Annotated in this window: 12 protein-coding genes; 4 read left to right on the top strand and 8 right to left on the bottom strand. The window is 69.2% G+C overall.

Annotated elements, in window-relative coordinates:
• Positions 1-266: 266 nt before the first annotated feature.
• From DKM19_RS31035 to DKM19_RS31005, 7 genes are all read right to left on the bottom strand, one after another.
• Positions 267-1,487 carry a VWA domain-containing protein gene (locus DKM19_RS31035; protein ID WP_204358328.1) on the bottom strand — a complete coding sequence of 407 codons (1,221 nt, stop codon included), beginning with the start codon at positions 1,485-1,487 and terminating at the stop codon, positions 267-269.
• A gap of 1 nt (position 1,488) precedes the next feature.
• Positions 1,489-2,478: an SRPBCC family protein gene (locus DKM19_RS31030; protein WP_110700513.1), complete on the bottom strand. Its 990-nt coding sequence runs from the start codon at positions 2,476-2,478 to the stop codon at positions 1,489-1,491.
• A gap of 37 nt (positions 2,479-2,515) precedes the next feature.
• Complete coding sequence (locus tag DKM19_RS31025; RefSeq protein WP_110706126.1) at positions 2,516-3,355, bottom strand: MoxR family ATPase; 840 nt, start codon at positions 3,353-3,355, stop codon at positions 2,516-2,518.
• 273 nt (positions 3,356-3,628) lie between these two features.
• On the bottom strand, positions 3,629-4,630 hold the full coding sequence (locus tag DKM19_RS31020; protein WP_110700511.1) for an XdhC family protein: 1,002 nt from the start codon (positions 4,628-4,630) through the stop codon (positions 3,629-3,631).
• 16 nt (positions 4,631-4,646) lie between these two features.
• Positions 4,647-7,040, bottom strand: coding sequence for an aerobic carbon-monoxide dehydrogenase large subunit (locus DKM19_RS31015; protein ID WP_110700509.1), 2,394 nt, complete (start codon positions 7,038-7,040; stop codon positions 4,647-4,649).
• Positions 7,037-7,555 (bottom strand): (2Fe-2S)-binding protein, encoded by a 519-nt coding sequence (locus tag DKM19_RS31010; RefSeq protein ID WP_110700507.1) that lies wholly within the window; start codon positions 7,553-7,555, stop codon positions 7,037-7,039. The genes DKM19_RS31015 and DKM19_RS31010 overlap by 4 nt, the downstream gene beginning before the upstream one ends.
• Before the next feature lies 1 nt (position 7,556).
• Positions 7,557-8,432 carry a xanthine dehydrogenase family protein subunit M gene (locus DKM19_RS31005; RefSeq protein ID WP_110700505.1) on the bottom strand — a complete coding sequence of 292 codons (876 nt, stop codon included), beginning with the start codon at positions 8,430-8,432 and terminating at the stop codon, positions 7,557-7,559.
• 448 nt (positions 8,433-8,880) lie between these two features.
• Between DKM19_RS31005 and DKM19_RS31000 the strand changes: the two genes are divergently transcribed.
• Genes DKM19_RS31000 through DKM19_RS30985 form a run of 4 tightly spaced genes read left to right on the top strand, consistent with a single transcriptional unit; the run spans position 8,881 to position 13,543 of the window.
• Positions 8,881-10,389, top strand: a complete 1,509-nt coding sequence (locus DKM19_RS31000; protein ID WP_110700503.1) for an alpha-N-arabinofuranosidase — start codon at positions 8,881-8,883, stop codon at positions 10,387-10,389.
• A gap of 54 nt (positions 10,390-10,443) precedes the next feature.
• The gene (locus DKM19_RS30995) at positions 10,444-11,796 is read left to right on the top strand and encodes an extracellular solute-binding protein (RefSeq protein WP_239513671.1); all 1,353 of its coding nucleotides are present in this window, start codon (positions 10,444-10,446) and stop codon (positions 11,794-11,796) included.
• Positions 11,793-12,713 carry a carbohydrate ABC transporter permease gene (locus DKM19_RS30990; RefSeq protein ID WP_110700501.1) on the top strand — a complete coding sequence of 307 codons (921 nt, stop codon included), beginning with the start codon at positions 11,793-11,795 and terminating at the stop codon, positions 12,711-12,713. Before DKM19_RS30995 ends, DKM19_RS30990 begins: the two co-directional genes overlap by 4 nt.
• Positions 12,710-13,543 (top strand): carbohydrate ABC transporter permease, encoded by an 834-nt coding sequence (locus DKM19_RS30985; protein ID WP_110700499.1) that lies wholly within the window; start codon positions 12,710-12,712, stop codon positions 13,541-13,543. The genes DKM19_RS30990 and DKM19_RS30985 overlap by 4 nt, the downstream gene beginning before the upstream one ends.
• Before the next feature lie 63 nt (positions 13,544-13,606).
• Here the strand turns inward: DKM19_RS30985 and DKM19_RS30980 are convergent, their stop codons facing one another.
• Positions 13,607-14,374: a phytanoyl-CoA dioxygenase family protein gene (locus tag DKM19_RS30980; RefSeq protein WP_110700497.1), complete on the bottom strand. Its 768-nt coding sequence runs from the start codon at positions 14,372-14,374 to the stop codon at positions 13,607-13,609.
• Positions 14,375-14,456: the final 82 nt, after the last annotated feature.

Genomic DNA, 14,456 nt, shown 5'->3' with positions numbered 1-14,456 from the left:
CGACTGCGGGGCAATAGAGATCAAAAGTTATTTGACGTGCTGGAGATGCTCATGACAGTCGAGGTTCGTCGCAAGTGAAATGCTCTGATTTGACCTAAATATGAAGACGAAGCCGGTCGGATTTCGAAACCGTCCCGGGCGCGGACCTGGTCGCGGCGCGGGCATACGCCGGTGGCGGCGGTGTCTGGGAAGAGATCGGCCCGGCCTGGTCAACGGCTTCTTCGCCGAGGCCGGACCGTTCCTCGAACCGACCGGACTCCGAGAATTCAGATTCGGTAGCCGGCACGTGAGATCTCAGTGATCACATGGTGCAGGGATCGGAAGGTGTCCGCGGGCAGCAGCCGGTCGCAGTACGGGAGAGCGGCGGCCATGCCGGCGACGCGTGGTTCGAAGTCCGGGGCGGACGCCCTCGGGTTCATCCAGATCACGCGATGCGCGCGCCGGCGCAGGCGCGCCATCGCGGCCGCCAGGGCCTCCGGCGAGTCGCTGTCCCAGCCGTCCGAGCCGATGATCACGATGGCGCCCCGTACCGCTCCTCCGTGGTGGGAGGAGAGCAGCGCCTGCACGTTGGTCGCTATCAGCGTTCCGCCGAACCGGTCGGTGACCTTGTCGGTGGCCTGCTCGATGGCGACGGCCGCCGACTTGTGCGTCAGGACCGCGGTCAGCCGGGTCAGCGACGTCGCGAAGGCGAACACCTCCGCGTCGGCCGCCAGCGCCAGGGCACGCATCAGGTGAAAATAGGCCGGTGCCTGCGCCTGCATGGACTGGCTGACGTCACAGAGCATGACAACCCGTCGCGGCTTGTCGACCGCCCGCTCCCGCACCAGGTGAAGCGGCTCCCAGCCGGTCCGGCGAGATCGCTGTACGGTGGCCCGCACCGCGATGCGGCGGCCTCGGGGATCGGCCGCGAGCCGCCGGCTCCGCCGGGTGGGCCAGTTGGCCACGGCGGATCGCAGCCACGTGCCGAGCAGTTCCATCTCCCGGGCGTCGAGGTGTTCGAACGGCACCTCCGCCAGCCCGGAGACGTCACTCGGCAGGCGCTCGGGCACGGCGAGCGAGCTGTCCGACTCCTCCGCGTCGGCGACCACCGGGGGAAGCGTCACCCAGGGAAGCGCGTCCCCCTGCTGCTGGTCCGTGGAGTTCGCGGGCAGGGAGGCGAAGGCGTCGTCGTCCCCACCGACGGGAGTCCGCGGCCGGCGGCGCGCGTGCGGATCGAGCGCCAGCGCCACGCCGCCGAACACCGCCGCGAACACCGCGTCGAAGACGTCGATCTCCGAGCGTTGCCGTACCAGGCTGATCCGGGCGGTCCAGTACAGCCTCGGCAACGAGTCCGGAGGAGACACGGCCAGCGCACGGACGAAGTTCTCGATGGCGGTGAAGCCGACCGGCACGCCACGCTGCCGGAGCCGGACCGCGAGCGCGACGGCGAACGCCGCGCGATCCACACCCGGCAGCAGCGCCGACGAGACGGAGTGATCGCGGGACACCTTACGAGACGACGAGGTAGACGACGACGGCGACGACGACGACCAGGGCGACGACCGGAAGCACGCGCTTGTAGATGGAGCTTCCGGCGATGCTCATCACGTCCAACGGCGCGGCGTCGACGGCCGGGCCGATGACACGCCTGCCCGCCGCACCGGCCTCACCTGCTTCCGGGGATGCCACACCGGCTTCTATCGTTCCCCGAGATTGTGTGTCGGCGTGGCCTGTTTCCTGGGGTGCCGTCCCGGCTTCTACCGTCTCCGGGAGTGCCGTGCTGGTCTTGACCGTTCCTGGAGATGCCGCACCGGTTTCGCTCGTTTCCCGGGATGACGAGGCGGGCTGCGCCGACGTCTCCTGGACGTCGCCCGCATGCTGCGCGATGTCGGGCGAGCCGGTGGCCATGGCCTCGGGAACACCGGCTGAGGAATCGGCGGCTGCGGCCGGAGTCTCGGGAACGCTGTCGGGGGAGCCGGTGGCGGCGGCCGGAGCATTGGAAACACCGGCGATGGTGGCCGGAGCTTCGGGAACCGCGGCCGGAGTCTCGGGAACACCGGCGGCGAGCTTTCCTTCGAGGCAGTCCACGAACTGGCCGAGCAGCTTCCCGGAGATCTCCTTGATCATTCCGTTGCCGAACTGGGCGATCCTGCCGGAGATCTTCAGGTCCGTGTCGACGGTGACGACCGTACGCGCGCCGTCGGCCCGGAGCTGCGCGGTGATGACCGCCGAGGCGTTGCCCGCCCCCCGCGAGTCACGGCCCTTGGCGTCGATGACGGCGCGATGGTTCGTGTCGTCCTTCTCGACGAACCGGACCGTTCCGGCGTACTCGGACACGACGGGGCCAACCTTGATCTTCACCTTGCCGGAGTAGACGTCGCCGTCCACCCCGGTCAGCTGGGCACCCGGCATGCACGGGGCGATGCCCTCGAGATCGGTGAGCACCGCCCACGCCTGACCGATCGGAACGCTGACGGTGAACTCATTGTCAATCTTCACGGGCTCTCCCTGTGCTGTCGGATCCCTGCGCCGTCGATCAGGCGGTCGCACCGCGGGCATGGCCCACCTGGTCGAGTGCGCCGGTGATCGCGTCGCGGTCGTCCGGTGTCTTCGCGATGGTGCTGAGCGTTCGGACGACGTCCTCCCGGACCAGTTCGGTCGCGCCGAGCGCGGACAGCGCGGAGACCCAGTCGATCGTCTCCGCCATGCCGGGTGCCTTGTCGAGGTCGAGCAGGCGTACGCGGCCGACGAACTCGGTGGCCGACCGGATCAGCGTCTCGTTCGCGGCGGGCACCGAACGACGCAGGATCTCCGCGGCCCGCTCGGCCGCGGGAAAATCGATCCAGTGGTACAGGCAGCGCCGCCGGAGCGCGTCGTGCAGGTCCCTGCTGCGGTTGGAGGTCAGGATGACGATCGGCCGGCGTTTCGCCGTGAACGTGCCGAGCTCCGGGATCGTGATCGAGGCCTCGCCGAGAAACTCGAACAGCAACGCCTCGAACTCGTCGTCGGCGCGGTCGATCTCGTCGATCAGCAGCACCGGGGGCACCGGCCCGCTGTGCCGGACGGCCCGCAGGATCGGGCGCTCCTGCAGGAACTCCTCGCTGAACAGGTCGGCGTCGGTCAGGTTGTCCCGCCGCGACTCGGCCAGCCGGATGGCGAGCAGCTGCCGCTGGTAGTTCCACTCGTAGAGCGCCTCGCTCGCCGTCAGCCCTTCGTAGCACTGCAGCCGGATCAGGGGTGTGACCAGGGCGCGGGCCAGGGCTTTGGCCGCGGTGGTCTTGCCGACGCCGGGTTCGCCTTCCAGCAGCAGGGGCTGACCGAGGGTCAGCGCGAAGAACAGCGCCGAGGCGGTGCCCTCGTCGACCAGGTAGTCCATCTCGTCCAGACGTCTCTGGACCTCGGCGGCGTCGGTGAAAACGTGGCTCACGGCGCGACCCCGGCGCGGATTCGCGACAGCGGTACGCGCCCGGTCCGGGTTCGGGACAGCGGCATGTGCCCGGTCCGGGTTCGGGACAGTGGCATGCGATGGGTTTTCCCGCCGCCGGCATCGATGGGTACGGCGCCCTCGACGGGCGCCTCTGCTACGCGGCGACGCTTCGAATGGCGCGGGACGCCTGACACGAGAACCAGACCGGTGACGAGCACGTCTCTACCGTTCTCCCTTCTCCGCGTAACGCTGACGGCAGCCCGGGCCGCAGAACCACACGTCTTCGCCGTTGACGGTCAGGTGAGGCGTGCCAGGTGAGACGGTCACGGTCATGCCGCAGACCGGGTCGACGGCCTGCGAACTCGGACCCGAGGCGGCCTCGCTGTCCGGCGGACCGGAAACCGTCACCGTGGGCCCGATGCCAGATGAGCCGGAAGCAGCGGATCCGCTGTCCGATCGGCCGGAAGCAGCGGGCCCGCCGCCGGGTGAGGTGGAAGCCGCCGGCGTCAGGCCCCGGGTACGGATCGCGGCGACGATCTCCGCCAGGATCGACAGAGCGATCTCGGGCGCGGTGCGGGCTCCGATCTGGAGCCCGACCGGAGAATGGACCCGCCGGCGTTCGGCCTCGGTCAGCTCCATCTCCGCCAGCACCGCCGTACCGCGCCGGTGGCTGGCGACCAGCCCGATGTACTCGACCCCGGCGTCCAGCGCGGCGCGGATCGCCGCGACCTCGTCGCGGCCGTGGCTGGACACCACGACCGCGGTGGCGCCCGCCGGCCCCTGCCCGTCCGCTGCCCGCCGTACGGCGAAGTCCAGCGGGCGGGCCAGCTCGGCCAGCGCCTCGGCGATCGGCGACCGGCCGACGATCCAGACCACCGGCGGCGGGAGCAACGGCTGAAGGAAGATCTCCAGCGCGCCGCCGGACAGGCAGGGGTTGACCACGACCTGGGCGCCGGGGGACTCGGGGAAGTCCAGCTCGCCTTCCGGCAGCACGCGCAGCAGCACGGACCGGCCGTCCCGGAGCGCGCCGAGAGCCGCCGTGCGTACGGAGCTCTCGGCGCACTGGCCGCCGACGAAACCCTCGATGGAGCCGTCGGACAGGACGATCGCGTCGTCGCCGGCGCTGACCGCCGTCGGGAAATGGGCGCGGACCACGACCGCGTGGACGAACGGAACGCGGTCGGCGACCAGTTCCCTCATTCGCGTCGAGACGCCGGAAAGCATGAACGCTCCGATTCGGTCAGATCGGCGGCTGGGGTGCGCCGCGCATGGCGTCCCACACCCGCGAGGGGGTGAGCGGCATGTCGGCGTGGCGGATGCCGAACGGCTTGAGCGCGTCGACGACCGCGTTGACGATCGCCGGCGGCGAACCGACCGTCGCCGACTCGCCGACGCCCTTCGCGCCGATCGGATGGTGCGGCGAAGGGGTCACGGTGAACCCGGTCTCCCAGTCGGGAACCTCCAGCGAGGTCGGGATGAGATAGTCCATGAGCGATCCGCCCAGGCAGTTGCCGTCCTCGTCGAAGGCGATCATCTCCATCAGGGCCATGCCGACGCCGTCGGTGAGACCGCCGTGCACCTGCCCCTCGATGATCATCGGGTTGATCCGGGTGCCGCAGTCGTCCACCGCGATGAACCGCCGCACCTTGACCTGGGCGGTGCCCGGGTCGATGTCGACGACGCAGATGTAGGCGCCGTGCGGGTAGGTCAGGTTCTCCGGGTTGTAGCAGATCTGCGCCTCCAGCCCGCCCTCGACGCCCTCGGGCAGGTCTCCCGCGCCGTGCGCCCTCATCGCGATGTCCTGGATCGTGACGGACTTGCTCGGGTCGCCCTTGACGTGGAACGAACCCTTCTGCCACTCCAGGTCGGCGACGGAGACCTCGAGCATCCCCGAGGCGATGAGGCGCGCCTTGTCACGCACCTTCCGTGCCACCAGGGCCGCCGCCGCGCCGGACACCGGGGTGGACCGGCTGCCGTAGGTGCCGAGGCCGAACGGCGTCTGGTCGGTGTCGCCGTGTACGACGTCGATGTCGGCGGGCGGGATGCCGATCTCCTCGGCGACGATCTGCGCGAAGGTGGTCTCGTGTCCCTGTCCCTGACTCTGCACCGACAGGCGCACGACGGCCTTGCCGGTCGGGTGGACGCGCAACTCGCACCCGTCGGCCATGCCCAGCCCCAGGATGTCCATGTCCTTGCGCGGCCCCGCGCCGACCGCCTCGGTGAAGAAGGAGATGCCGATCCCCATCAGCTCGCCGCGGGCACGCCTCTCGACCTGTTCCGCGCGCAGCTCGTCGTAGCCGGCGATCTCCATGGCCTTGCGCATGGTCGGCTCGTAGTTGCCCGAGTCGTAGACCCAGCCGGTCTTGGTCTTGTACGGGAACTGCTCGGGCTGGATGAAGTTCTTGATGCGCAGCTCGAACGGGTCCATCTTGAGCTCGTACGCCAGGCAGTCGACCAGGCGCTCGATGAGATAAACGGCTTCGGTGATCCGGAACGAGCAGGCGTAGGCGACGCCGCCCGGTGCCTTGTTCGTGTAGACGGCCGTCATCTTGCAGTAGGCGGCCTCCAGGTCGTAGCTGCCGGTGAACACGCCGAAGAATCCGGCCGGATACTTCACCGGCGCCGCGACACCGTTGAAGGCGCCGTGGTCGGCGAGCACGTTGGTGCGGACGGCCAGGATCCTCCCGTCCCTGGTCGCCGCGATCTCGCCGCGCATGATGTAGTCGCGGGCGAAGCCGGTGCTTATGAGGTTCTCGGAGCGGTCCTCCATCCACTTCACCGGCTTGCCGGTGACGATCGACGCCACGATCGAGCAGACGTAGCCGGGATAGATCGGGACCTTGCCGCCGAAGCCGCCGCCGAGGTCCGGCGAGATGACCCGGATCTTGTGCTCGGGCAGGCCGGCGACGATCGCGTACAGCGTGCGGTGGGCGTGCGGCGCCTGGGTCGTGGACCACAGTGTCAGCCTGCCGTCGATCCGGTCGTAGTCGGCGACGGACCCGCAGGTCTCCATCGGCGCGGGGTGCACGCGGGGATACACGATGTCCTGGGTGACGGCGACGTCGGCCGCCGCGAACACCGCCTCGGTGGCCGCCTCGTCGCCGGTCTCCCAGTCGAAGACGTGGTTGTTCCGCTTGCCGTCCAGGTCGTCGCGGATGACGGGCGCGCTGGGGTCGAGGGCCCTGCGGACGTCGATCACCGGTTCGAGCAGGTCGTACTCGACGTCGATCAGTTCGAGGGCGTCGCGTGCCGCGTAGCGGTCCTCCGCCACGACAAACGCGACCTCCTGTCCCTGGAAGCGCACCTTGTCCGTCGCCAGTACGGCCTGCACGTCGCCGGAGAGGGTCGGCATCCAGGCCAGTCCCATCTCGGCCAGGGCGGCTCCGGTGACGACCGCCTTGACCTTCGGGTGCGCCTCGGCCGCGCTGGTGTCGATGCTCACGATCCGGGCGTGCGCGACGGGGGAGCGGAGGATCGCGAGGTGCAGCATGCCCGGCAGCTGCACGTCGTCGCAGAATCGGCCCTTCCCCCGGATGAACCGGGGGTCCTCCTTGCGGAGCATCCGGCCGTGGCCGACCGGCTTCTGGTCGTTGTCCTCGAACGCGGCGGCCGGGTGCTGGTCGATGGCGGTCATGACGCGGTCCCGGTGGCGACGGTTGCCGGAGCGTCCGTCTCACCCGTCCGCGAGCCCGCTTCGTGAGACGCGGCCCACTGCACGGAACGGACGATGGTCGCGTAACCGGTGCACCGGCAGATCTGGCCGGAGATCGCCTCGCGGATCTCCTGCGCCGACGGGTCGGGGTTGCGGTCGAGCAGGGCCCGTGCGGTCATCATCATGCCGGGCGTGCAGAACCCGCACTGCAGGCCGTGACACTCCATGAACCCCTGCTGCACCGGATCGAGCTTGCCGTCCTGTTCGAGGTCCTCCACCGTGCGTACCTCGTGGCCGCCCGCCATCGCGGCGAGCACGGTGCACGACTTGACCGGCTCGCCGTCGAGCCACACCACGCAGGTGCCGCAGTTGCTCGTGTCGCAGCCCCAGTGGGTGCCCGTCAGTCCGAGATGGTCACGCAGGAAGTGGATCAGGAGCAGGCGGCCCTCGATCTCCCTGGTGACCTCCTCGCCGTTGACGGTCATCGAAACCTGCACGTCAGACCCCCTCGTTGATTCGGGCGACGGACCGGCGCAGGGCCCGCTTGGTGAGTTCCTTGGCGAGGTGGCGCTTGTAGTCGGCGCTGCCGCGCATGTCGGTGGACGGGGTGCAGTTCTCGGCGGCGAGGGCGCCGGCCCGCTCGTAGAGGTCCTCGGACGGCCGCTTCCCGCGCAGCGCCTCGGAGACCGCGGGGAGCCCCGTCGTGTTCGGGCCCACCGCGGCGAGGCCGACCCGGGCATCGGCGATCACCTCGCCGTCCAGCCAGACGGCCGCGCCGGCGGACACGATCGCCCAGTCGCCCGCCCGGCGCTCGACCTTCTCGTAGGCGCTGGACCCGCCTTCCCGCACCGGGATGCGGATCTCGACCAGCATCTCGCCGTCTCCGACCGCCGTCTCGTAGGGGCCGCGATGGAACTCCTCCATCGTCACGACCCGCTCGCCGGTCCGGTTGCGGATCACGCAGCTCGCCCCGAGGGTGGTGCACACGGCGGACAGATCCTCCGACGGGTCGGCCTGGCAGAGCGAGCCGCCCAGGGTGCCGCGGTTGCGGACGACGGGATCGGCGATGACCCGTTCGGCGTCACGGAAAATGGGAAACGCCTCGGCGAGCGCGTCCGACTCGAGCAGCTCGCGGTGCCGGGTCATCGCGCCGATACGGACCTGTGCGGGCTCCATCCGGATGTAGCCCAGCTCGCCGTGGAGATCGTTGATGTCGATCAGATATTCCGGGTTGGCCAGCCGGAGCTTCATCATCGGGAGCAGGCTGTGGCCGCCGGCGAGGAGCCGGGCAGAGCTCCCCAGCCGCTCCAGCAGCCCGAGAGCGTGATCGACACTGGTGGCACGCTCGTATTCCAGCGGGGCCGGAACCTGCATGCGACTCCCCTTTGTCTGGGTGCTGCCTGGTGCTTGGCAGCCCAGTGGACCCCCGCCCGGTGACACTGTCAACAGCCACCTAAGGATTCACTTAATTCACCGGCAAGCGCTTGCCCGTATTCGAGGGTGCGGCGAATGAGTCCGGCTCCGGTCACTTCGCGTATCCGGGGCCGAGGGAACCGCCCGGGACTCGCGAGGGTGAAAACAGCAGGCTGGACGGCACCTGCGGTGAGCTGGGGGTTCGTCATGGTTACCGGATCGTGATTTGGCTCACACTTGACCCATCCTGATGAGAGCGTTAACACTCACCCCAAGTAACCGTTAGTCCTTCGTTATGTTAACGCTAACAATTGGAGTCGTTCAATTTTCCGGTAATCCGCGAGCTTGGCGACCTCGCGCCGAAGGCAGGCGCAGGCCGTACACGCAGGCCGTATATGAGGAGACTTTCGTGCTGTCCGCATCCCTCACCCTTGACCCCGCATTCAAGGTGGCCCCCGTCCGCCGGCGCACATTCGGAACGTTCGTCGAACACCTCGGCCGGTGCGTCTACACCGGCGTCTACGAGCCCGGCCATCCCACCGCCGACGAGGACGGCTTCCGGCGTGACGTACTGGAGCTCACCCGTGAGCTGGGCGTCACCACGGCCCGCTACCCCGGCGGGAACTTCGTGTCCGGATACCGCTGGGAGGACGGCGTCGGCCCGCGCGACAGGCGGCCTCGCCGGCTCGACCTGGCCTGGCACAGCACGGAGACCAACGAGTTCGGCCTGGACGAGTTCGTCGCCTGGACCCGCAAGGCCGGGGTGGAGCCGATGATGGCCGTCAACCTCGGCACCCGGGGCATCGCCGAGGCGCTGGACCTGCTGGAGTACTGCAACATCGAGGCCGGGACCCGGCTGTCGGACCTGCGGGTCGCGGGCGGTGCCAAAGAACCGCACGGCATCCGGATGTGGTGCCTGGGCAACGAGATGGACGGCCCGTGGCAGATCGGCCACAAGACCGCCCACGAGTACGGACGGCTGGCCGCCGAGACCGCCCGGGCCATGCGCATGATCGACCCGGGCCTGGAGCTGGTGGCCTGCGGAAGCTCCGGTTCCAGCATGCCGACCTTCGGCGCGTGGGAGGCGACCGTGCTGGAGGAGACCTACGACGTGGTGGACTTCATCTCCTGCCACGCCTACTACGAGGAGCACGACGGCGACCTGGCGAGCTTCCTCGCCTCCGCGATGGACATGGACCACTTCGTCGACTCGGTGGTGGCCACGGCCGACAGCGTGGGCGCCCGGCTCAAGAGCAGGAAAAAGCTCAACATCTCGTTCGACGAGTGGAACGTCTGGTACCTGTCCCGCTTCCAGAACGCCGAGCCGCCGCAGGACTGGCCGGTCGCCCCGCCGCTCCTTGAGGATCACTACCACCTGGCCGACGCGGTGACCTTCGGCGGCCTGCTGATCTCGCTGCTGCGGCACAGCGACAGGGTGACCTCCGCCTGCCTGGCCCAGCTGGTCAACGTCATCGCCCCCATCATGACCGAGCCGGGCGGCAGGGCCTGGAAGCAGACCACCTTCCATCCCTTCGCCCAGGCCTCCCGGTACGCGGTCGGTCAGGTGCTGCGGGTCGAGTCCGACTCACCGGTGCACGAGACCGCGAGGTTCGGAGAGGTCGCCGCCCTCGACGCCGTCGCCACCCACGACGAGGAGACCGGCGCCACCACGCTGTTCGCGGTCAACCGCTCGGTCGACCAGCCGCTCACCCTCACCGTCGACCTGCGCGCCCTCGGCCCGGTACGGCTCGCCGAGGCCACGGTGCTGTCCGGTCCCGACCCCTACGTTCGCAACACCGCCGACGCCCCGGACACGGTGGCTCCTCGCGCGAACACCGACGTCCGCCTCGACGCCGGGACCCTGGAGATCACGCTGCCCGCCGTCTCGTGGAATGTGATCCGTCTCATCCGCCCGTAGATCCATCCGGCCGTGCTCGTCGGGGAGACGCGGCCTCGCTCTCTGGAGACAGCAGTGGACGACATTCCACCGACCCCACACCGGACTCCATCGACGATCACCCGCAGGAACCTGCTGGGCGGCGCGCTCGCCCTCGGGCTCCTCGGCTCCGGATGCTCCATCCCCGTGGGCCTGGGCTCCTCCCAGACCCGCGTCAAATACTGGCATTTCCTCGGCGCGAGCGACGGGGTCATCATGAACGGGATGGTGGGCGCGTTCGCCAAGGAGAACCCCGCCCTGTTCGTGGAGGAGAACGTCCTGCAGTGGGGCGAGCCCTTCTACACCAAGGTCGCGATGGCGGGAGCCGGAGGCCGTTCGCCCGATGTCGCGACCTTCCACCTCGCCCGGCTGTCCGGCATCGGCCCCGGCCAGATCCTGGATCCGATCAATCTCGACCTGCTCGCCGAGAACGGCCTGCGCGCCGAGGACTTCAGCCCTCCCATCTGGGAACGCGCCCACATCGACGGGGTCCTGTACGCGGTGCCGTTCGACGCGCACCCCATGGTCCAGTACTACAACACCGACATCTGCGGCCGTGCCGGGCTGCTCGGCGGCGACGGCAAGCTGCTGCCGACCAAGGGCACCGACCAGTTGCTGGAGTCGCTGCGCAAGGCCAAGGAGGCCCTCGGTGGCAAGCCCCCGCTGGCCTTCGACGCGCTCGGCCTCGGAACGGTGGGGCCGTGGCGGGTGTGGTCGTCACTGTATGCCCAGAGCGGCGGCACCCTCCTGTCGGACGACGGCACGCAGATCACGATCGACGACGCCAAGGCGCTGGAGGCGCTCACCTTCATGCGCACGCTGGGCGAGGAGGGACTGTGCGACCCCACCACCGACTACGGGGCGTCGGTCGCCGCCTTCCAGAACGGCAACGCCGCCTTCCTGTGGAACGGTGACTGGGAGACCACGACCTTCAAACTGACGAAGATGCCGTTCAGCATGGCGCGCTTCCCCTCGGTCTTCGGCGGAGCCTCGGCCCAGGCCGACTGCCACGTCTTCGTCGTGCCCCACCAGCGCGCCCGCGATCCGCAGGTCGAGCGGGCGACCTACCGCTTCATCGCCTATCTGGTCAAGAACAGCGCCGACTGGGCGGTGGCCGGTCACGTGCCCGCCTACCTTCCCGCGCTGGAACAGCCGGAGTACCTGGCGCTGCAGCCACAGTCGGAGTACCGCTCGGTCATCACAGAGGTGGCCCTCGACCCGCAGGTGTGGTTCGCCGGATCGGCCTCGCGGCTGTGGATCGAGTTCGGGGAGGCGTTCTCCCCGGTGATCGGCGGAACCCGCACGCCCGAGCAGGGCCTGGCCCTGGCCAAGGACGCGTTGCGCCGGCTCATGGAGGCACCCAACCCCTTCCCCGAGGAGCCCCGATGACGACCACCGTCGCCGCCCCCGCCACCACCGCGCCGGTCGCGAAGGCCAAGGCGGGACGCCGCTGGACCCAGCACGGAATGCTGTTCATCGCGCCCTTCCTGGTGGTCTACGTGGCCTTCCTGGTCTGGCCGCTGCTGCTGGGCCTGCGGATGAGCCTGTCCAGCGTCAACATCGCCGGGTCCAACGACGGCTTCGTCGGCTTCGCCAACTACGCCGAGGCGTTCGGCGACCCCAGGATGTGGCGCTCCCTCTGGAACACGGTGCTGTTCACCGTGCTGAGCACCGTGCCCCTGGTCATCCTGGGGCTGGTGTTCGCCCTGCTGGTGCACAACCTGCGCTTCATGCGCTGGCTGTGGCGGCTGTCGTTCTTCGCCCCGTTCCTGCTGCCCTCCGCCGTGGTCTCGGTGCTCTGGCTGCAGATGATCTACCAGCCCGGCTTCGGCCTCCTCAACGGGGTGCTCGGGACCGACACCCTCTGGCTGGGCGATCCGAACACGGCGATGTGGTCGGTCGTGATGACCACCGTCTGGTGGACGGTCGGCTTCAACTTCCTGCTCTACCTGGCCGCGCTGCAGAGCATCCCCGAGCAGCTCTACGAGGCCGCCTCGATCGACGGCGCCTCGGCCTGGAACAAGCTGCGCTCGATCACGCTGCCGATGCTCCGCCGTACCACCGGCCTCGTCGTGGTGCTGCAGCTGCTGGCCTCGCTGAAGGTCTTCGACCAGATCTACCTGATGACCGGCGGAGGCCCGGAGAACTCCACCCGCCCGATCATCGAGTACGCCTACGACATCGGCTTCACCGGTTACCGCGTCGGCTACGCCTCGGCCGTCTCCTACATCCTTTTCGTCCTGATCGTCGCCGTATCCCTGGTGCAGCTGTGGCTGCTCCGCAAGCGCGAGGAGTCTCTCCGATGACCAAGAGGTTCAGCCCCGGCCAGCTGATCCTGCTGGCGATCACCGGGGTGCTCGCCGTGATCTGGCTCGCACCCATCGCCTGGGCGGTCGCCACCTCGCTCAAGCCCGAGGCCGACACCACCAAGCTCCCGCTGACGTGGTTCGGCAGCGAGGTCACCCTCGACGCCTACGGCCTGGTCCTGGGTACCGGCGGCATCGTCAAATGGGCGATCAACTCCACGGTCACCGCGGTCGTCGTGACGGTCCTGACCGTGCTGTTCTCGGCGATGGCGGCGTACGGCTTCGCACGCACCCGGTTTCGGGGGCAGCGCGTGCTGTTCGCCGCGATCCTCGCGGGAATCATGGTCCCCCCGCAGGTGCTGATCGCCCCGTTGTTCGCCGAGATGGTCACGCTGGGGCTGGTCGACACCTGGTGGGGCATCATCCTGCCGCAGGTCGCCGCGCCCGTCATCGTGTACATCCTCTACAAGTTCTTCCAGGGCGTGCCGCCGGAGCTGGAACAGGCCGCGTTCGTCGACGGGGCCGGCCGCTGGCGGGTGTTCTTCATGATCGTTCTTCCACTCTCGCGCCCGGTGCTCGCCGCGGTGGCGATCTTCACGTTCATCACGACCTGGAACAACTTCCTCTGGCCGTTCCTGGTCTCCACCGACCCGAATACGATGACCCTGCCCGTCGGACTGGCCAACGTGGTGCAGGGCACCTTCGGCGTGCGCTACGCGCAGATCATGGCCTCCGTGGTCCTGGCCGGCCTGCCGCTGCTCATCATCTTCGTGTTCTTCCAGCGCCAGATCATCCGCGGCGTCGCCCACACCGGCCTGGCCGGGGAATGACGCTTCGGGGTTTCCGTACCGGCGTGCGGCCGTTGCCGCACGCCGGTACGATCCCGCCTGCTCCTACCCCCGCGTTACCTCCGCCCCCGTGAAACGGTAGTGCCGTGCCGGGTCGAAGCCGGGCCATGGCTGATAGGCGTTCACGCCGGGTTCGCCGCGCAGGTGGAACGCGCTCGGGTAGGGCTGCTCGTCCGCCGTGATGCGGGTCGATGCCGGAATGTAGCGGATGGTCAGTCCGCATCGCCGCCGTGGCGAGGTGTTCGCAGTGCTGCCGTGCACGATGTTCGGGTGGTGCACCTCGACGTCCCCCGGCGCCAGCACCATGTCGACGGCCGCCGACTCGTCCACCTCGGCCGCGATCTCCTCGCCGAGCACATTGTCCACCGCCGTGTTGGCGCGCGTCGCCTGGATGTCGCCGCGGTGGCTGCCGGGGATCAGCCGTACGCAGCCGTTCTCCGGCGTCGAGTGGTCGATGGCCAGCCAGAGCGTGACCACCCGCATCGGCTCCAGCGGCCAGAACGCCGCGTCCTGGTGCCAGAGCACCGGCTGCCCGGAGTACGGCGGCTTGCTGATGTAGTGCGAGGCGAACAGTGCGATGTCCGGGCCGACGAAGCTCTCCGCGATGTCCAGCAGCCGGTCGTCCGAGACCAATCGCAGCCAGAACGGGTCGTCGCGCAGCAGCGTGTGGCCCAGCTGCTCGGGCCGCAGATCCGGGTGGCGGCGCTGCAGCCAGTCGACGTGGCCGGCCGCCTCCTGCACCAGCTCCCGGTCGATGACCTCGCGGAAGATGGCGTAGCCGTCGCGGTCGAATCGGTCGAGGACGTCACTCATCGGGCTCTCCCAGAATGCGCGGCGGGGCGGGTGCCCCGGGGTGGATGACGCGGCCGTCCGCCGACGCCTCGCAGCGGTCGGC

The organism is Streptosporangium sp. 'caverna' (assembly GCF_003203775.1).
Lineage (GTDB): Bacteria > Actinomycetota > Actinomycetes > Streptosporangiales > Streptosporangiaceae > Streptosporangium > Streptosporangium subroseum.
This window is presented reverse-complemented; position numbering and strand designations above follow the sequence as displayed.

Bases quoted from the DNA above. Each gene is read 5' to 3' on its own strand.
- DKM19_RS31020 (WP_110700511.1), bottom strand. From the start codon at position 4,630: ATGCTTTCCGGCGTCTCGACGCGAATGAGGGAACTGGTCGCCGACCGC.
- DKM19_RS31015 (WP_110700509.1), bottom strand. From the start codon at position 7,040: ATGACCGCCATCGACCAGCACCCGGCCGCCGCGTTCGAGGACAACGAC.
- DKM19_RS30980 (WP_110700497.1), bottom strand. From the start codon at position 14,374: ATGAGTGACGTCCTCGACCGATTCGACCGCGACGGCTACGCCATCTTC.
- DKM19_RS31025 (WP_110706126.1), bottom strand. From the start codon at position 3,355: ATGGACTACCTGGTCGACGAGGGCACCGCCTCGGCGCTGTTCTTCGCG.
- DKM19_RS30990 (WP_110700501.1), top strand. From the start codon at position 11,793: ATGACGACCACCGTCGCCGCCCCCGCCACCACCGCGCCGGTCGCGAAG.
- DKM19_RS31005 (WP_110700505.1), bottom strand. From the start codon at position 8,432: ATGCAGGTTCCGGCCCCGCTGGAATACGAGCGTGCCACCAGTGTCGAT.
- DKM19_RS30985 (WP_110700499.1), top strand. From the start codon at position 12,710: ATGACCAAGAGGTTCAGCCCCGGCCAGCTGATCCTGCTGGCGATCACC.